This window comes from Rhodococcus sp. PvR099 (assembly GCF_017833315.1).
In the GTDB taxonomy this organism is placed as follows: domain Bacteria; phylum Actinomycetota; class Actinomycetes; order Mycobacteriales; family Mycobacteriaceae; genus Rhodococcus_G; species Rhodococcus_G oryzae.
In genome coordinates this window covers 1,816,596-1,834,835 of the sequence record NZ_JAFIBV010000001.1, presented here as the reverse complement: position 1 = coordinate 1,834,835, position 18,240 = coordinate 1,816,596, and the positions used below count along the sequence as shown (strand labels likewise).

The following is an 18,240-nucleotide window of genomic DNA, read 5'->3' as shown; positions in this document are numbered from 1 at the left end:
GAAGGGATCGAAGTTTGAGCGTCGAAACGTCAGGGTCGGTGACCGCGGCTGCGGTCGGCTTCCACACGAAGGTCGGCGTGCGCTGGTCGGATATGGACGTCTTCCAGCACATCAACCACGCGAGGATGGTGACCCTCCTGGAGGAGGCGCGCATCCCGTGGCTGTTCGAGGACGGCAGGCCGACGGTCACCCTCCGGGACGGCGCGGTGATCGCCGACCTGCACGTGCGCTACCGCGGCCAGTTGCGGCACGACGACGGCCCCCTGGACGTGCTCATGTGGATCGAGTCGGTCCGTGCGGTGGACTTCACCATCGGGTACGAGGTGCGGGCAGGCGGCGCGGCGCCGGACTCGGCGCCGTCGATCGTGGCGTCCACGCAGATCGCGGCCTTCGACATCGACACCCAGCGGCTGCGCAGGCTGACCGCGCCCGAGCGCGAGTACCTGGAGCAGTGGAAGCGTGCATGAGCGGGTCCTGACCATCCCGGACGCGGGCGAACGGGAGAACCTCGCGACCTTCCTCGCCAGGGCGATCCGGTTGGACGAGGCGGTGATCGTCCGGATGCGGCAGCGGGACGAGGGTCGGCTGGTGGCCTTCGTCCCGACGGGTTTCGACGCGCTCGCGGCGCGGGTCGTCTCCGGACGGATCAGCCCGGACGACACCTCGGCCGCCGGTGACGGACTGTTGCGCGGCGTGACCGCGGCCGAGGGCGCCGACATCGACCCCGGCTTCTCGATGGATTCGGCCTGGCGTGGCGCCCTGCCGCCGGAGGCCGGCTTCGCGCACATCGACGACGTTCCGGCTCGGGTGCTGATCGACCTGGCTCAGCAGGGTGCGGCGCTGGCCAAGGAGCACGGCAGCAGCCACGGCCCGCCTGCCTCGTTGCTCGCGCAGGAGGTGCTCAGCGTCGAGGGTGCGGGCGAGGTCGTCGGGGTGTCCATGCGCACGGTGTTCGCGCTGGCCGCAATGGGATTCATCCCGCAGGTCAGCTCGGATCCGATGACCGCGGCCGTCGATCTCGAGCGCATCGATGCGGCCGAGATGGTGCGGGTGCGCGCGACCAAGACCTGGCTGCGCCTGGACGCACGCTTCGGTTCGGTGTTCGCACGGCGCGGGGGTGAGATCCCACTGTCTGTGCTCTAGTCCGCACCGTGGGCGTCCGGTGACGAGTCCACGCCGTCGCATCATGGTTTCCCGTGTGTGGGTGTGGTTGACCTGCTGATCCTGCAAATCCTCATGTGATTTGGCCAGGTATTTGCAAGGGATTTACCGTTGTACGAATTGCGTGATCGGGAACCTTGTACGGCATGAATTCGACGTACTAATTCTCCTTTTCGTTGCGAACGACCGTCTCGTTTGAATAACTTTGTGTCCGGTCCGCCGGGTACTGCCGCACCCGCCCTTTGGAGATTGCTTACCATTCGCCGGTATGACGACTTCAGCGAAAGCCAAGCGGCGGATTGTTTTTCGTGATGTACGTGTGTTCGACGGCACGTCCGACCGGCTCGTTGCCGGGGACGTCCTGATCGATGGCGACCGAGTTGCTGCGGTGTCGGAATCCCCGGTGGGTGAGGAACCGGGCAGAGAGACGAAGGTGATCGACGGCGGCGGCCGGGTGCTGATGCCAGGTATGTGTGACGCCCACGTACACCTGGTGGGCAACGCGAACTCATACGTCGACATGGTGACGGGCTCGGAGAGTCACATCGCGATCAATGGTCTCGCTGAAGCAAAGAACATGCTGTTGCGCGGTTTCACCGCGGTCCGGGACATGGCCGGCGACACGAGCAGCATCAAGTCGGCTATCGATCGTGGGCAGTTTCTGGGCCCGCGGATCTACCCGTCGCAGGCCGCGGTCTCGCAGACCAGTGGTCACGGTGATTTCGGCTTCGTCTACGAAACGCCGACCGCGCTGGGCGGTGCGGAGTCGCGTGCCGAGCAGATCGGGTTCATGCGTGTCGCGGACGGCGAGGCGCAGGTGCTGGCGTCGGTGCGTGAACAGCTGAAGAAGGGCGCGTCTCAGATCAAGGTGATGGTCGGGGGCGGGGCCGCCTCGATGTACGACCCGCTGTACACGGTCCAGTTCACTGACGGCGAGTTGCGCGCGGCGGTGAACGCTGCCACCGACTACGGCACCTACGTCGCCACCCACGTCTACAACGTCACCGGCATTCGCCGGGCGATCGAGGCCGGCGTCAGATCCATCGAGCACGGCCACCTCGCGGACGAGCCGACCATTGCATTGTTGGCCGAGCGGGAGATCTGGCTGTCCATGCAACCGTTCGCGCTCGGCGACCACCACTACCCGGATGCCAATCGTGCCGGGAAGGATCGCGAGATCTGCACCGGTGTCGAGAACGTGTACGGCTGGGCGAAGAAGCATGGGGTGAACGTCGCCTGGGGAACCGATCTGCTCCTCGAGCCCCAGATCGCCCCACGGCAGAGCGTGATGGCGGCCCGACTCGGTGACTACTACAGCAATGTCGACGCGCTGCGGATGCTGACGTCCGGCAACGCCGAACTGTTCCGGCTTGCGGGCGAGCGTGACCCCTACCGGGAGGCCCCGTTCGGGGTCATCGCCGAGGGCGCGTGGGCGGACGTCCTGCTGGTCGACGGCAATCCGATCGAGGACCTCAGCCTGATCGGGGACCCGGGTAAGAGCCTGTCGGTCATCGTGAAGAACGGCGAGATCGTCAAGAACACACTCTGACCCGGTCCGCCGAGTCATCTGATCGAACACGAACAGCAGTGTCGAACGAGCGCGCCGTCGACCTGATGGTGAGCGCCGGATGAGAGGTGTGAGTTGGTCGAAACAGCGACAGCGGAACACGAGGACTTCTGGGAGCCGATCCCCGGGTCGCTCGTGTCCGCGAGGGCGATTGAGCTTCACGGTCCGTGGGGGCACGTGTTCGGCCCGCTCGACCTGGACATCGACGAGGGCGGGGTGACGGTACTTGCCGCGCAGTCCGGTGCCGCCCGAACGGCCCTGCTCATGACCTTGTGCGGCAGGATGCGTCTGTCGGGCGGGTCACTGACCGTGCTGGGGCACACGAACAAACCCGCGAAGGTGTTTGCGGAGTCTGCCATCGCGTGCGTGAACGAGATCGACGACGTCAGCCCGTCGGTCACCGTCCGCGACATGGTCACCGAACAACTGCGGTGGCAGTCACCGTGGTTCAAGTTCGTTCCCCGGGTGCACGAGGACGGTGTGGAGCGCATGTGCGCGGAGGTGTTCGGTGACGTGCCGTTGCCGGCGCTGAACGCCTTCGTCGACGATCTCCCCGAAATCCAGCAGCTGCTGCTGCGGATCGCGGTGGCCAACACTCGCCGTCCACCGCTGCTCGTCGTCGGGCGCATGGACAAGATCGCCGACGACGAGGAACGGCTCGGGGTCCTCGAACGCCTTGTGGCGCTGGGTGAAAAGCAGTCGGTGATCACCGCGGACGTCAACCCGCTACTGCCGGACACCGGGGTGCGTGCGGTGGTCGACCTGCACGGACTGCTCGGCGCAGGCGACGTCGGCGTCATGACCGAAGGGAGGTGACCCATGCTTGCAGGAGTGTCCCTCGGCAGCGATTCGAAGCGGTACTTCCGTGGCACCATGCCGCGCATCGCGATCATCACCATCATCCTCATGCCCCTGCTCTACGGCGCGATGTACCTGTGGGCGTTCTGGAATCCGTTCGGCGCGGTCGACAAGATCCCCGCCGCAATCGTCAACAACGACACCGGCCGCACCGCGGACGGGCAGCAACTCGATGCCGGTGACCAGGTCGTCAAGTCGCTCATCGCCTCTGGGCAGCTGGACTTGGCGGAGGTCTCCGACGAGGAGGCATCCGAGGGCCTGGCGTCCGGAAAGTACTACTACACGATCACCCTTCCCGAGAACTTCAGCGCGGCAGTCGAATCGCCGAACGGGGCCAACCCGGAGAAGGCGGAGCTGATCTTCACGTTCAACGACGCCAACAACTACCTGGCGACAGTCATAGGGCAGGACGCCTCGGAGCAGGTCATCAACCAGGTCAACTCGACCATCGGTGCGCAGGGTGTCGGGCAGGTGCTCACCGGTCTGCAGAGCGCCGGCTCCGGCCTGCAGCAGGCCGCCGACGGCGCCGACCAGTTGGCCGCCGGGATCGACACCGCCAAGAGCGGGGCGGACCAGCTCAGTTCGGGTGCGAACGAACTGGCGACGAACATGGTCACCGCGGAATCCGGATCGGCACAACTGGCAAGTGGCGCAGCTCAACTCGCAACGGCGATCGACGGTGCAACCACGCCGTTGATCAATGCCCTCGACAGCGGTTCGCTACCGAATGTCGGCGGTCAGGTGTCCGAGCTCCGGCAGTCGCTGGAGGCACTCGGGAGCCGGCTGCCCGAATCGACGCCTGCGCCCGCCACCGCGGTCTCCCAAGCGTTGGACATCCTGCGGCAGAGCTCGGATCCCCTGGTTCAGCGGGCAGTGGCGGCGTTGTCGCCGCTCACCGCCCAGCAGGTGCGTGGGGATACCGCGGAGCTGCAGGCGGAGATCAATCGACTCAGCGGTGATGCCCGGGCGGTCGAATACCAGCTCACGAACCCGAGCAGCCCACTGCAGTCCGGTCTGGCGACGCTGCAGAACGGTGGGATCGCCTCCGACCTGCGCCAGTTGCGCAGTGGCGCCGACGAGCTCAGCAGTGGTGCCGCGACGCTCAGCTCCGGCCTGGTTCAGCTGACGGACGGCAGCAACCAGCTCGCGAGCGGCGCAGGTCAGCTCGCGTCCGGGATGGTCGAACTGCAGTCCGGCTCGAAGGAACTCGCGAGCGCGCTCGACGAGGGGGCCGGGCAGGTACCGAGCTGGACGGACGAGCAGAAGACCGCGACGGCGGACACGCTCTCGACGCCGGTGAAGCTCCAGCAGGACTACACGAACATGGCGCCCACGTTCGGCACCGGCTTCGCGCCGTTCTTCCTCTCACTGGCCCTGTTTGTCGGCGGCATCATCACCTGGATGTTGCTGACCCCGTTGCAGTCCCGGCCGACAGTCGGCGGGCTGGGACTGTACCGAACGGTGTTCGCGTCGTACTGGCCGGCGTTGCTGGTGGGGATCCTGCAGGTGGTCGTCATGTACACCGTCGTCCACTTCGGTGTCGGCCTCGACGTGAAGCACGTGTTCGGCACGATCGCGTTCCTGATGCTCATCTCCGCGACCTACCTCGCGATGATCCAGGCCTTCAACGCAGTGTTCGGGATCGCCGTCGGGCGTGTGGTGACCCTCGCCTTCCTGATGCTCCAGTTGGTCTCCGCGGGCGGCATCTACCCCGTGCCGACGACCGCCAAGCCTTTCCAGTACATCCACCCGTTCGACCCGATGACCTACACGGTCAACGGGTTGCGGCAGCTCACTATCGGTGAGCACGTCGACTCCCGGCTGTGGATCGCGATCGTGGTGCTCGTCGGGATCCTGCTCGTGAGCCTGACCGCCAGCGCACTCTCCGTCCGCCGCAACCGCCACTACACCATGGAGCGGCTCTACCCACCTCTGGAGGTGTGACCAGGAGAAGCCACCCGGTGACCGGGCGGTGCTCGTCACCAAGCCCGGGTGATTTGCCTCAACCTCTGTGATCTGTGGAACCGAGTATTGGAGAGAAGATGTCTGATTCCTTTGCAGCTCCCGCCGAATCCCTCGCTCCCGCCTACACCGGACGGCTCGGAACCGACGCCGTTCCGGCACTGCGCATGCCGAAGTCCGAATCGGATCCGGAAGCCGCCTACCGGTTCATCCACGACGAGCTGATGCTCGACGGCAGCTCGCGGTTGAACCTGGCCACATTCGTCACCACCTGGATGGACCCTCAGGCCGACCGGCTGATGGCGGAGACGTTCGACAAGAACATGATCGACAAGGACGAGTACCCGCAGACCGCCGAGATCGAGACCCGCTGCGTGAACATGGTTGCGGCCCTGTTCAATGCGGTCGATCTCGACGAGTCCGATCCCTCGTCCGCGACCGGGGTGTCCACGGTCGGCTCCTCCGAGGCGGTCATGCTCGCCGGCCTCGCCCTGAAGTGGCAGTGGCGGGCGGCCCGGCAGGCAGCAGGAAAGGACTCGACCCGACCGAACCTCATCCTCGGCAGCAACGTCCAGGTCGTCTGGGAGAAGTTCTGCCGCTACTTCGACGTCGAACCGAAGTACCTCCCGATGGAGAAGGGCCGCTACGTCATCACGCCGGAGCAGGTGCGGGAGGCCGTGGACGAGAACACCATCGGTGTGGTCGCAATTCTCGGTACGACGTTCACCGGTGAGCTCGAACCGGTTGCCGAGATCTCCGACGTCCTCGACGAGATCGCCGCGAAGGGTGGCCCCGACGTTCCCCTGCACGTCGACGCCGCGAGCGGCGGCTTCGTGGTGCCCTTCCTGCACCCGGAACTCAAGTGGGACTTCCGCCTGCCCCGGGTGGTCTCGATCAACGTCAGCGGCCACAAGTACGGCATGACGTACCCGGGCATCGGCTTCGTCGTGTGGCGTTCGAAGGAGCACCTGCCGGAGGACCTGGTCTTCCGGGTCAACTACCTCGGCGGTGACATGCCGACCTTCACACTGAACTTCTCGCGTCCGGGCAACCAGGTCGTCGGTCAGTACTACAATTTCATCCGGCTCGGTGTCGCCGGGTACACCCAGATCATGGAGTCGCTGCGGGACACCGCACTGATGCTCTCCGCTGAGATCGCGAAGATCGACCACATGCGGATCATCACCGACGGCACCGCGATTCCCGTGCTGTCGTTCGAGGTCGACGGCGACGCGGGGTTCTCCGTGTTCGACATCTCCCACGAACTGCGGGCCCGCGGTTTCCAGGTCCCCGCCTACACCATGCCGGCCGACGCGGAGGATGTCGCGGTACTGCGAATCGTCTTGCGGGAGGGTTTCAGCCGGGACATGGCATACAAGCTGGTGCTGGCGATGAGGGATGTCGTGGCACGGCTGAAGTCCGGTGCCGAGCACAACGCAAAGGGCTTCGCGCACTGAGCTGACAGTCACAGGCGGCACAGGTGCATATCCCGTACCTGTGCCGCCCCTGCTCGTATCGGAAGGAGGCCACGGTGGCGGGGACCGTGGACCGCCGGGCGCGTAGTGCCGTGCGCTACCCGGATCGTGCGGAGAAACATCGAACTGGTGCGCAGACGCAACACCGGCCATCGGGTGGGGCACCGGCCCTGGATCGACGGCACCCCGGCCGGGGTTCTCGCGGGCGGGTCGGATCGGCCGACCCGGAACACCGGCAGGGCGGCGGAGGCACTCAGCTCGCGTCGGCCATCTCCTCGGCGGGCTGATCGTCCCCACCGAGAAATATCGCCGAGGCCGCGAAGAAGCACAGCGCACCGACGAACGTTCCACCCGCAGCGACCGCCGCGTCCATCGTGGTGCCGTCACGGGTGATGAACGCGCCCACCGCTGAGAATCCGAACGCGATGGAACCGAGCATGTTCAGCCACACACTCTGCCAGTCCCGCGAGCCTGGTTCCCAGAACTGGTTGGCCCGCAGCAGAATCAGGACGGCGAGGGCACTGCTCGCAAGGAAGGCGACCGAGCCCTCGGCATTGGGATTCCACACCAGGTGCATTTCGCTGTTGATCGTGTGCGCGTGCAGTGCGGCACCCGTGCTTATGTTGAACAACAGCGTTCCCAGGAATTGGATTGCCGCCGAGAGCCATTCGGCTCGAATTGCCGGCTTGCCGCGGTCTGTAGTGGTGGCCTGCCCACTGAGTACAAGTTGGATGAAAGCCGCGGCGGTGAAGAACCAAGACCCGATGAAGAAGGCCGTGTTGGCGCTCGCGGCGCCAAGAGCCGTGGAAATCCAGGGTGCGGACCCGAGCGCAAACAGCAGTGCACCGATGACGAATCCCCACGATTGCATCCGCAAAGTCGGGTGAATCAGCATGTGGCGCAGTCTAGATGGCGTTTCGTACAGGCAGCTGTAATTTGGTACGGGGGAATCGAATCGTTACTGTTTGGCTCCCTGCGCACTCGGCCTGACTGGGATTTCAGACCAGCCAGGCCGCCGCGTTCGGGGGCAGCTCCCCGTTCACCAGCGGGGCGCTGGCGAGCAGTAGTTCTCCCGGCGGGAGCGGGATGGGCGCATCCGTGGCGTTCAGCGCGCAGACCAGCCCGCCGCGTCGGCGGAAGGCCAGGCAACCGGACGGGCTTCCGTACCAATCGATCTCGTTGCCGGAGAACTCAGGTCGCAGGGCCCGCAGCTCGAGTGCGGACCGGTACAGCGACAGCGTGGACGTCACGTCCTCGATCTGCGCCTCCACGGTGCGGTCGGCCCATTCCGGTGGCATCGGCAACCACGACGTCTCCGTCGAGCTGAAGCCGAACGGCGGTGCCGCGCCCTCCCACGGCACGGGGACCCGGCAACCGTCGCGTCCGCGTTCGGTGTGCCCCGACCGCTCCCACACCGGATCCTGCAGCGCCTCGTCCGGGAGGTCGACGTTCGGCAGCCCGAGTTCCGCGCCGTTGTAGATGAAGACCGCCCCGGGCAGCGCGAACTCGACGACGGCCATGGCGCGGGCCCTGGCCAGGCCGATCTCGCCGCCGCCGTAGCGGGTGACCTCGCGCTCGACGTCGTGGTTCGACAGCGTCCAGGTGGGGGTGCCGCCGACCGCGGCCACCGCGCCGAGCGAGTTCTCGATGGCCTCGCGCAGGCTGTCGGCGCCGAACTCGGCCTCGGCGAGGCGGAAGTTGAAGCCCAGGTGAAGTTCGTCCGGCCTGATGTACTCGCCGAAGCGCTCGTTGTCGCGCACCCAGATCTCGCCGACGGCCACCGTGTCGGGATACTCGTTCATCACCTTGCGCAGGCCGCGGTGGATCTCGTGCACGCCGGGGTTGTTGAACCGCGGGTCGTTGTCGTCGTTGCTCAGGAGCCGGTTGGATTCCCAGTCGTAGTCCGGCAGTCCCTCCGGCTTGGCCATGCCGTGCGCGACATCGATCCGGAAACCGTCGACGCCGCGGTCCAGCCAGAACCGCAGCGTGGTGGCGAGGTCGTCGGCGACCTCCTGGTTGTCCCAGTTCAGGTCGGGCTGCTCGGGGGCGAAGATGTGCAGGTACCACTGGCCGGGGGAGCCGTCCGGTTCGGTGACCCGGGTCCAGGCGGGCCCACCGAAGATGCTCGGCCAGTTGTTGGGGGGCTGGGAGCCGTCCTCGCCCAGGCCGTCGCGGAAGTGGTAGCGGGCCCGCTCGGGGCTGCCCGGCCCGGCCGCCAGCGCGGCCGCGAACCACGGGTGCGCCACGCTGGTGTGGTTCGGCACCAGGTCCATGGTGACCCGGATCCGCCGCGCGTGTGCCTGCGCGATCAGCGCGTCCATCACCTCGAGGTCGCCGAACAACGGGTCGATGTCGCGCGGATCGGAGACGTCGTAGCCGTGGTCGGCCATCGGCGAGCGCATCACCGGGCTCAGCCAGATGGCGTCGACGCCGAGCAGCTCGAGGTACCCGAGCCGGTCGCGGACGCCGCCCAGGTCGCCGACGCCGTCGCCGTTGGAGTCGGAGAAGGAGCGCGGATAGATCTGATAGAAGACCGCGTTCGTCCACCAGGGATCTGTTGTCTCCGGCACGGTCTCGTCGGTGGTCACAGGGACCCATAGTGCCAAACCCGTCCGGGCAGCACGACTTCGGCGGGATGTGGCCCGGTTCGCGCCGATCAGACGGGTGAGTTCACCATCGAGGCGGCGGCCATGTCCATGTAGTCGACGAGGGCGCGGCGGTGCGGCTCGTCGAGGGTGGCCTCGTCGATCGACGCGATCGCGATGTGCATGCAGCGCAGCCACGCGTCGCGCTCGAGCGGGCCGATCCGGAACGGCTGGTGTCGCAGCCGGAGCCGGGGGTGTCCGCGCTCGTCGGAGTAGGTTCGCGGGCCGCCCCAGTACTGCTCGAGGAACATCCGCATGCGGCGTTCGGCCGGTCCGAGGTCCTCCTCCGGGTAGAGGGGCCGGACGATCTCGTCCTTCGCCACTTCCTCGTAGAACCGCGCGGTCAGTTTGCGGAAGGTCTCGGCTCCGCCCACCGCTTCGTAGAAGCTCACTTCGGCATCAGTCATGTCGGCGTCCATTGTGCCCGTACTCGCGCCGTGACGTCGACGCGCTCGTGTTGTCATCGGTTGTTCACCGAAAGTCCTGCATCTTTGTACCAAATGGACGTGCGCGAGCAGGCCATCCGTGGTCAACTTGGGAGCAATCTTCCCGGAGGTCGCATGAAGAACTCGCACAGCGCCCGAGCGCACCGACAACTCCAGCCCACTGATGCCCGCCTGCCGCGGGGATCGGGGGCTTCTTCGCTGCAAGTGATAGACGAGGGTCTGAGACCCTCGACCCCAGGTGAGGACGACGCGGTTCCTTCCTGGGTGAAGCGCCGGGTGCTGCTTCTGAACGCCACCTACGAGCCGCTCACCGCGCTCCCCGTCCGCCGAGCCGTCGTCCTGCTGGTGTGCGAGAAGGCCAGCGCCGTCCACGAGGATCCGGACGGGCAGGTCATCCATTCCGCCGACTGGTCGGTGCAGGTCCCCTCCGTGATCCGGCTGCGCAACTACGTGCGGGTGCCCTATCGGGCCCGGATCCCGATGACCAGGGCCGCGCTGATGCACCGCGACCGATTCCGCTGCGCGTACTGCGGCGACAAGGCCGAGACCGTCGACCACGTGATCCCGCGCAGCCGGGGCGGCGGTCACTCCTGGGAGAACTGCGTGGCCTGCTGCGCGCCTTGCAACCACCGCAAAGCCGACAAGCTGCTCAGCGAGCTCGGCTGGACCTTGCGGGCCGCCCTGGTGCCGCCCAAGGGGCAGCACTGGCGGCTGCTGGCGAGCACCAAGGAGCTCGACCCGGTGTGGTTGCGCTATCTCGGCGAGGGCGCTGCGTAAACGTCCGATCTCGAGGTGCCCCCGACGGCACAATTTGTGGCGCACTGGGCTACGGTTTGGTGCGTGAGCATTCTTGAGACATCGCTGATCTTCGTAGGGATCCCTGCGCTCATCACGGCGATCATCGCGGGGCTGTGCTACCTGGCCAAGCCGGTGGCAGGCACCACCCCCGCGCACTACTCGCTGGACGAGGAATGGACCCACAAGCCGGTGCTGTGGTCCGCGGTCGACGAGGTGACGGTCGGTCACCACGGCGGGCACGCGGCCATCGAGTCCGGATCCGCAGATCTGATCGGAGGTTCGGCAAGTGGCAGGTGGTAGCAGTTTCCCGGCGGTGATCGAGTCCGAGCTCCCGGTGGGCTCGGTGGTGACCGCGAGCGGTCGCGTCTCGAGCGTGCACCGCGTCGGCGATCCCTACGACGATCTGCCGTTCAGCGTGGACGAGCTGGTGGCCCTCGACGATGCGATGACCGACGCGACGAGGTCGACCAAGGTGCGCTTCAACGCGTTCATCGGTGATCTCGGCGAGGACACCGCGGCGGGCGCCGACGCGCTGTTCCCGAAGACCCCCGAGGCCGAGCGCTCGGTGCTGATCGCGGTCTCGCCGAACCAGCGCGCCATCGAGATCCGCTCTGGGCGCAAGGTCGCCGGTCGGGTCACGGACCGGGTCGTGCAGCTCGGCGTGACTGCAGCTGTGTCCTCCTTCGGGGAGGCCGACCTGATCGACGGCCTGGTCAGCGCGATCCGCGTGATGAGCGCGGCCATCGCGGTGCGCTAGCCCCACCCCGGCACACTCCGCTTCGACCGAAGGTGCCCCCCACGCGGTTCGCCGCGTGAGGGGCACCTTCCGTCGTTTCCTGGGGTGGGTCAGCCGGCGTCGAAGGCGCGGGCCCGCAGCGCGCGCACGATCCCGGCCTTGCCCTCGACCACCAGCCTGCGCAGCGCGGGCGGATGGTCACCGGCCAGGAAGTCGTCGGCCGCCGCGACGGAGGCCTCGGTGATCGACCAGGCCGGGTACAGGCCGACGACCACGGTCTGCGCCACCTCGCTGGAGCGACGCGTCCAGACATCGGCGATGTCGGCGAAGTACCGGGTCACGTACGGCTGGAGCAGCTCGCCCTGACCGGGCGCCGCGAAGCCGCCGATGATCGCGCGGGCGGTGATGTTCGGGACGGAATCGTCGCCGACGACCGTGGCCCATGCCTGATCCTTGACCGCCACCTGCGGCCGGGCCGCCCGTGCGGCCGCCGCCTGCCGGGCACCGGCCGCGGTCGGATCCCGATGCGCCTCGGCGTCGATGAACGGCGACTCGGGGCCGTCCGCGTCGACCTCACCGGCCACCGCCAGCGCCTGCACCAACCGCCAGCGCAGGTCGGTGTCGACCACCAGCCCCGGCAGCCCGACGGTCGCCGGATCGGCGTCGAGCAACTCCTGCAGCACCTCGGTGTGCCAGGGCTGCAGGCGCGCCGCGGTGAGCGAGTTGAGGAAGGCCAGCTGGTGATCCGAACCCGGCTCGGCCTCCCTGGCCAGCTCGAGCAGCCGGTTCGCGAAGCCCGGCCAGCCGGTGTCGTTCGCCCAGCCGGGCTCGGCGTAGCTGCCGAGGGCGGCGTGTGCCTGCATCAGCAGCCGCGACGCCACCCCGACCTCGGTCTCCGCGCCGACGCCCCGCTGCACCAGTTCGACGAAGTCCCTGGCCTTGAGCTCGGCCTGCCGCGTCATCTCCCATGCCGCCGACCACGCCAGCGTCCTTGGCAGCGGTTCGGCGATGTCGCCGATGCGCTCGATCAGCACGGCCAACGAATCCGGGTCGAGCCGCACCGAGCAGTAGGTGAGGTCGTCGTCGTTGACGAGCACGAACTTGCCGCGGGCGACCCCGACCAGCTCGGGCACCTCGGTCCGCGGTCCGTCGACATCGAGCTCGATGCGCTCGGTGCGCACCAGCTTGCCGTCCACGTCGTCGTAGATGCCGACGGCGAGGCGGTGCACGCGGTACTCGCCCGCGCCCGGCTCCGCGCGGCCCTGCAGCACGGCGAAGGACGAGAAGGTGCCGTCCTCGGCGACCGTGAACTCCGGCCGCAGGATGTTCAGCCCGGTGGTCTTGAGCCACTGCGCGCCCCAGTCGGACAGGTCCCGGCCGGAGGAGTGCTCCAGCGCGGCGAGCAGGTCGTCGAAGGTGGCGTTGCCGAACGCGTGCTCCTTGAAGTACGCGCGCAGGCCGGCCAGGAACGGATCGAGCCCGACATACGCGACGAGCTGCTTGAGCACGCTCGCGCCCTTGGCGTAGGTGATCCCGTCGAAGTTCACCTCGACCGCGGCGAGGTCCGGGATGTCGGCGGCGATGGGATGGGTTGAGGGCAGCTGATCCTGCCGGTACGCCCAGGACTTCTCGGCGTTGGCGAACGTGGTCCAGGCGTTGACGTACTCGGTGGCCTCGGACTGGCACAGCACCGATGCGAACGTCGCGAAGGACTCGTTGAGCCACAGGTCGTCCCACCACGTCATGGTGACGAGGTCGCCGAACCACATGTGCGCCATCTCGTGCAGCACCGTCTCGGCGCGGCGCTCGTAGGACGCCCGGGTCACCTTGGAGCGGAACACGTAGTCCTCGAGGAAGGTCACCGCGCCCGCGTTCTCCATTGCGCCCGCGTTGAACTCGGGGACGAACAGCTGGTCGTACTTGCCGAAGGCGTACGGCACCTCGAAGTTGCGGTGATAGAAACCGAAGCCCTGCTTGGTCTCGGTGAACAACCGCTCGGCGTCCATGTGCTCGGCGAGCGAGGCGCGGCAGTAGATGCCGAGCGGGATGTGGCCGTGCTCGTCGGTGTAGGTGTCGGTCCACCGCGCGTACGGCCCGGCGATCAGGGCGACGAGGTAGGTGCTCATCTTCGGGGTGGTGCGGAACTGGTGCAGTCCCGGTGTGGCGGCGAGGGTTTCGACCACGGCCGAGTTCGAGATGACCTGCCAGTCGGTGGGCGCGGTCACGGTGACGTCGAAGGTGGCCTTGAGGTCGGGCTGGTCGAAGCAGGCGAACATCCGCTTGGCGTCGGCGGTTTCGAACTGCGAGTAGAGATAGACCGACCCATCGGCGGGATCGACGAAGCGGTGCAGGCCCTCGCCGGTGTGCGAGTACTCGCAGTCCGCCTCGATGATCAGCTCGTTGCGCTCGGCCAGGCCGGTCAGCGCGATGCCGGTGGACTCGTCGTAGCCGGTGACGTCGAGGGCAGCGCCGTTGAGGGTGGCACTGCGGACGGCGGTCGCGATCAGGTCGATGTAGGTGTCGCCGCCTGCCGTCGCACCGAAGGTGACCGTGGTGCGGGAGGAGAAGGTGTGCGCGCCGGGCTTGCCGTCACCGTCGGTCAGGTCCAGCTCGATGCGGTAGTTGTCGACGCTCAACAGCGCGGACCGCTGTGCTGCCTGCTCGCGGGTCAGGTTCGGTGGGGCCACGTCGGACGCTCCTCGTGATCGGGGACAGATGTGTGTCGAGGCTTGACCTCTCGGGTCCATCCCATCACGAGATGCGCACGCTCACGACCGGTCAGGCCCGACTTCGCCGCGCAGGCGGGCCGCGCGCAGGATGAGGTAGTCCCGTTCGGCGACGCTGGGGGTGCTGTTCGCGGCGACGGTGTACTCGGCGACGGCGCTGGGCGTATCGCCTGCCATCTCGTACAGGTGGGCTCGGACGGCGGCCAGCCGATGGGTGCCCGACAGCTGGTCCTGGTGGGCGGCGATCAGGTCCAGGCCCGCGGACGGACCGTGCGCCATGGCGGTTGCGACCCCGAGATTCAGGGTGACCAGCGGGTTCGGGGCGACGCGTTCGAGCAGGCGATAGAGCGAGAGGATGCGGTCCCAGTCGGTGTCCTCTGTGCTCGTCGCCTGGGCGTGCAGCACGGCGATCGCGGCCTGGATCCGATAGGGGCCCGTCAGCCCGTGCCCGATCGCCGCCGTGGTCAGTCGGACGCCCTCGGTGATCGCCTCGCGATCCCACAGCCTGCGATCCTGCTCGGCGAGCGGGATCAGTTCCCCGCGTGGGCCGGTGCGCGCGGCGCGGTGCGCGTCGGTGAGCAGCATCAGCGCGAGCAGTCCGGTGACCTCGGGATCGTCGGGAAGCTGGCCATGGACCGCCCGCGTCAGTCGGATCGCCTCCGCCGACAGGTCCGCGCGACGCACCTGTCGGCCGGACGTGCTGGCGTGGCCCTCCGTGAAGATCAGGTACAGCACGTGCAGCACCGCGCCGAGGCGTTCGTGCCACTGCCCGGACTCCGGCACCGCGAAGGGCCGATTCAAGGCGGCCACCCGCCTCTTGGCGCGGGTGATCCGCTGCGTCATGGTCGCTTCCGGCAGCAGGAAGGCCCGCGCGATCTCGGCGGTGGTGAGCCCGCCGACCGAGCGCAGCGTCAGTGCGATCGCACTCGCGGGCGACAACGCCGGATGGCAGCAGAGGAAGAACAGGGCGAGCGTGTCGTCCCGATCGGGCGTGGTGATGTCGGCAGGCCGGGTCGGCTCCCGCCCGGCGGCGACGGCCTCGCGGTTCCTGCGGGCCGCGTCGGCGCGGATGGCGTCGGTCATGCGACGGTGGGCGGCTTGGATGAGCCAGCCGCGTGGATTGTCGGGCAGACCGTCGGTGGGCCAGTGCGTGGCGGCGGCGACAAGCGCCTCCTGGAGCGCGTCCTCGGCGGCGGCGAAGTCGCCGAACCGTCGGACGAGGACACCGAGGACCTGCGGCCGGAGTTCGCGCAGCAGGTCCTCGGTGTCGCCGGAGGGTGGGAAGGTCACTGATCGGTGGGCGGGGCGCTCATGATCGCGCGCACCTCGATGTACTCGCCGATCGGCTTTCCGCCGGGTCCGGGGGCCGCCGAGGCCTGCGCGGCGATCTCCACCGCCCGCTCGGCGCTGTCCACGTCGACGATCCAGTAACCGGCCAGGAATTCCTTGGTCTCCGGGAACGGCCCGTCGGTCACCACCGGCGCGGAGCGGCCGTCGGAGCTGACGATGCGTGCCTGGTCCGGCCCGGCCAGCCCCTGCGCCTCGACCAGTTCGCCGGATGCGGCCAGTTGCTCGCCGAGCGCGCGCTGGAAGTCGATGTGCGCCTCGATGTCCTTCGGCTCCCACTCGTGGATCGGGGAATCGCAGTACGCGGCCTCGCTGTACGTCTTGATCAGCATGTACTTCATCGTCGGCTCCTTCGGTCGGGTGCGCCCCGTGGCGCTCTCATGGGTAGGACGGAGCCGGGCAGGCTCTCCCGACACTCTTCTGCGGGAGAATGGTGTGATTCAGATCACACCATCTGGTCGAGCGGTGTCGACTCGTCGGCCAGGCGGGCCGGGTCGACCGGCTCGCCCGCGGTGATCAGCTTCTTGACGGCGTCGGTCACGTCCCAGACGTTGACGTTCATGCCTGCCAGCACCCTGTTGTCCCCGCCCAGCCAGAATGCGACGAACTCGCGCCGGGTCACGTCGCCCCGCACGACGAGACGGTCGTACCCGCCGGTCGGTGCGTAGCCGACGTACTCCATGCCCAGGTCGTACTGATCGGTGAAGAAGTAGGGCAGGTTGTCGTACTCGGCGGGCCTGCCGAGCATCGTCGCCGCGGCGACGATGGGTTGGTTGAGGGCGTTCGCCCAGTGCTCGACGCGAATCCTGGTGCCCAGCACCGGGTGCTGCTGCGCCGCGATGTCGCCGACCGCGACGATGTCGGGGTCGCTCGTGGTCATGCCCGCGTCCACGAGCACCCCGCCGTCCACTGCGAGCCCGGCCTGCTCGGCGAGTTCGACGTTCGGCTGCGCCCCGACCGCGACCAGCACCGCGTCGGCGGGCAGCACTTCGCCAGTCGCCAGGCGCACCCCGGTGACCCGACCGGCGTCGGCGGTGATCTCCTCCACGGTGGCCTCGAAATGCAGGTCGACTCCGTGCTCGCGGTGCAGTTCCGCGAAGACCGTGCCCATCTCGGGGCCTAGGGACCCCAGCAGCGGCAGCGTCGCGGACTCGACGACCGTGACGACGACACCGCGCTCGCGGGCCTGGGCGGCGACCTCGAGTCCGATCCACCCGGCGCCGATCACGACCAGGCGAGAATCCGCCTCCAGCGCGCCGATCAGGCCGTCGGACTCCTCGATGGTGCGCAGGTAGTGCACCCCTGCGGCGTCGGAACCCGGGATCGGCGGTCGCCGCGAGCGTGAACCGGTGGCCAGCGCGAGCTTGTCGTAGCCGAGCGTCGAGCCGTCCGGCAGTCGTACCTCGTGGGCGTCGCGGTCGAGGGCGGTGGCGGTGGTGCCGAGCCGCAGGTCGACGTGGTGGTCGCGATACCAGTCGCCGTGATGCACGGTGAAGTCGGCGAGGGCCTTCTTGCCCGCCACGTGTTCCTTGGACAGTGGTGGCCGCTCGTAGGGGAGGTGGTCCTCCGCGCTGAGCAGGACGATCGAGCCGTCGAAATCCTTCTCGCGCAGGGCTTCCGCGGTCTTCGCTCCGGCGAGCCCGCCGCCGACGATCACGAACGTACGGTTCGGTGACATGTCCTCACACTCCGTTCGAGACACTGCATTGTGACGAAAACGGTCCTGATGGCGCTGCTGTCGACCCTACTGCCGACCGTCATCCGGTAGGGGGCTTCTCGGCCGGGAAGCATTCGGTCCGATCGGTGGTTGCCTACGAATGGACCCGTCGGCGACGGGTCCCCACCAGACGAGCGCGCCGACAGCCGCGACGAGAAGACAGGGGAGCAGCCCGTGAGTGAAACCAGGGATACCGCCGATTTTTGGTTCGACCCGCTCTGCCCGTGGTGCTGGATCACCTCGCGCTGGATCCTCGAGGTCGAGAAGGTCCGTGACATCGACGCGAACTTCCACGTCATGAGCCTTGCGGTCCTGAACGAGGGGCGCGATCTGCCCGAGGAATACCAGGCGATGATGGAGAAGGCGTGGGGTCCGGTCCGGGTCGCGATCGCCGCGGCCAAGGAGCACGGCGACGAGGTGCTGCTGCCGCTGTACACCGCGATGGGGACCCGGATCCACGATCAGGACAACAAGGATTTCCCGGTTGTGATCGCGGAGGCGCTGGCCGAGGTTGGCCTGCCCGCCGACCTGGCCTCGGCCGCCGACACCGACGCGCACGACGAGGACCTGCGTCGCAGCCACAAGGCCGGGATGGACGCCGTCGGTCCCGATGTCGGCACCCCGACCATCCACGTGAACGGCGTCGCCTTCTTCGGTCCGGTGCTCTCGCGCATCCCGCGCGGCGAGGACGCGGGACGGGTGTGGGACGGCACCGTCGCGCTGGCGTCGTACCCGCACTTCTTCGAGCTCAAGCGCACCCGGACCGAGGACCCCTCCTTCGAGTAGGCGCTACGCGCCCGTG

The 18,240-nt window shown here is 67.9% G+C and carries 17 protein-coding genes; 10 read left to right on the top strand and 7 right to left on the bottom strand.

Annotated elements, in window-relative coordinates:
• The first annotated feature begins 14 nt into the window (after positions 1-14).
• The 6 genes from JOE46_RS08410 to JOE46_RS08385 all read left to right on the top strand — a co-directional run bounded on the left by JOE46_RS08410 (position 15) and on the right by JOE46_RS08385 (position 7,005).
• Positions 15-467, top strand: coding sequence for a thioesterase family protein (locus JOE46_RS08410; RefSeq protein WP_257017437.1), 453 nt, complete (start codon positions 15-17; stop codon positions 465-467).
• Positions 460-1,143, top strand: coding sequence for a hypothetical protein (locus JOE46_RS08405; RefSeq protein WP_097211449.1), 684 nt, complete (start codon positions 460-462; stop codon positions 1,141-1,143). Before JOE46_RS08410 ends, JOE46_RS08405 begins: the two co-directional genes overlap by 8 nt.
• 286 nt (positions 1,144-1,429) lie before the next feature.
• Positions 1,430-2,710, top strand: a complete 1,281-nt coding sequence (locus JOE46_RS08400; protein ID WP_097211448.1) for an amidohydrolase family protein — start codon at positions 1,430-1,432, stop codon at positions 2,708-2,710.
• A gap of 93 nt (positions 2,711-2,803) precedes the next feature.
• Positions 2,804-3,544, top strand: a complete 741-nt coding sequence (locus JOE46_RS08395; protein WP_245220983.1) for a hypothetical protein — start codon at positions 2,804-2,806, stop codon at positions 3,542-3,544.
• A 3-nt stretch (positions 3,545-3,547) separates the two neighbouring features.
• Positions 3,548-5,530: a YhgE/Pip domain-containing protein gene (locus JOE46_RS08390; RefSeq protein ID WP_097211447.1), complete on the top strand. Its 1,983-nt coding sequence runs from the start codon at positions 3,548-3,550 to the stop codon at positions 5,528-5,530.
• 98 nt (positions 5,531-5,628) lie between these two features.
• Positions 5,629-7,005, top strand: a complete 1,377-nt coding sequence (locus tag JOE46_RS08385; RefSeq protein WP_097211446.1) for a glutamate decarboxylase — start codon at positions 5,629-5,631, stop codon at positions 7,003-7,005.
• 271 nt (positions 7,006-7,276) lie between these two features.
• Here JOE46_RS08385 and JOE46_RS08380 read toward each other — a convergent pair whose 3' ends face one another.
• The 3 genes from JOE46_RS08380 to JOE46_RS08370 all read right to left on the bottom strand — a co-directional run bounded on the left by JOE46_RS08380 (position 7,277) and on the right by JOE46_RS08370 (position 10,075).
• Entirely contained in the window at positions 7,277-7,918 is a 642-nt protein-coding gene (locus JOE46_RS08380) for a hypothetical protein (RefSeq protein ID WP_097211445.1), read from the bottom strand.
• 103 nt (positions 7,919-8,021) lie between these two features.
• The gene (locus JOE46_RS08375) at positions 8,022-9,611 is read right to left on the bottom strand and encodes a glycoside hydrolase family 13 protein (protein WP_097211444.1); all 1,590 of its coding nucleotides are present in this window, start codon (positions 9,609-9,611) and stop codon (positions 8,022-8,024) included.
• A gap of 68 nt (positions 9,612-9,679) precedes the next feature.
• Positions 9,680-10,075, bottom strand: coding sequence for a globin (locus JOE46_RS08370; protein ID WP_097211545.1), 396 nt, complete (start codon positions 10,073-10,075; stop codon positions 9,680-9,682).
• Between the two features lie 153 nt (positions 10,076-10,228).
• On the opposite strand from JOE46_RS08370, the gene JOE46_RS08365 reads away from it, so the two are divergent.
• From JOE46_RS08365 to JOE46_RS08355, 3 genes are all read left to right on the top strand, one after another.
• On the top strand, positions 10,229-10,891 hold the full coding sequence (locus JOE46_RS08365; protein ID WP_097211544.1) for an HNH endonuclease: 663 nt from the start codon (positions 10,229-10,231) through the stop codon (positions 10,889-10,891).
• Positions 10,892-10,954: 63 nt separating this feature from the next.
• Positions 10,955-11,212, top strand: coding sequence for a hypothetical protein (locus JOE46_RS08360; protein WP_097211443.1), 258 nt, complete (start codon positions 10,955-10,957; stop codon positions 11,210-11,212).
• Positions 11,199-11,669, top strand: a complete 471-nt coding sequence (locus JOE46_RS08355) for a DUF5130 domain-containing protein (protein WP_097211442.1) — start codon at positions 11,199-11,201, stop codon at positions 11,667-11,669. The genes JOE46_RS08360 and JOE46_RS08355 overlap by 14 nt, the downstream gene beginning before the upstream one ends.
• A gap of 89 nt (positions 11,670-11,758) precedes the next feature.
• On the opposite strand, the gene pepN is transcribed toward JOE46_RS08355, so the two are convergent.
• The 4 genes from pepN to JOE46_RS08335 form a co-directional block, all read right to left on the bottom strand.
• Positions 11,759-14,335: an aminopeptidase N gene (pepN, locus tag JOE46_RS08350; protein ID WP_097211441.1), complete on the bottom strand. Its 2,577-nt coding sequence runs from the start codon at positions 14,333-14,335 to the stop codon at positions 11,759-11,761.
• Positions 14,336-14,416: 81 nt separating this feature from the next.
• The gene (locus tag JOE46_RS08345; protein WP_097211440.1) at positions 14,417-15,664 is read right to left on the bottom strand and encodes an RNA polymerase sigma factor; all 1,248 of its coding nucleotides are present in this window, start codon (positions 15,662-15,664) and stop codon (positions 14,417-14,419) included.
• On the bottom strand, positions 15,661-16,062 hold the full coding sequence (locus JOE46_RS08340) for a YciI family protein (protein ID WP_077042125.1): 402 nt from the start codon (positions 16,060-16,062) through the stop codon (positions 15,661-15,663). Before JOE46_RS08340 ends, JOE46_RS08345 begins: the two co-directional genes overlap by 4 nt.
• 104 nt (positions 16,063-16,166) lie before the next feature.
• Positions 16,167-17,399, bottom strand: a complete 1,233-nt coding sequence (locus JOE46_RS08335; RefSeq protein WP_097211439.1) for an NAD(P)/FAD-dependent oxidoreductase — start codon at positions 17,397-17,399, stop codon at positions 16,167-16,169.
• 213 nt (positions 17,400-17,612) lie between these two features.
• On the opposite strand from JOE46_RS08335, the gene JOE46_RS08330 reads away from it, so the two are divergent.
• Positions 17,613-18,224 (top strand): DsbA family protein, encoded by a 612-nt coding sequence (locus tag JOE46_RS08330; RefSeq protein ID WP_209926839.1) that lies wholly within the window; start codon positions 17,613-17,615, stop codon positions 18,222-18,224.
• Positions 18,225-18,240: the final 16 nt, after the last annotated feature.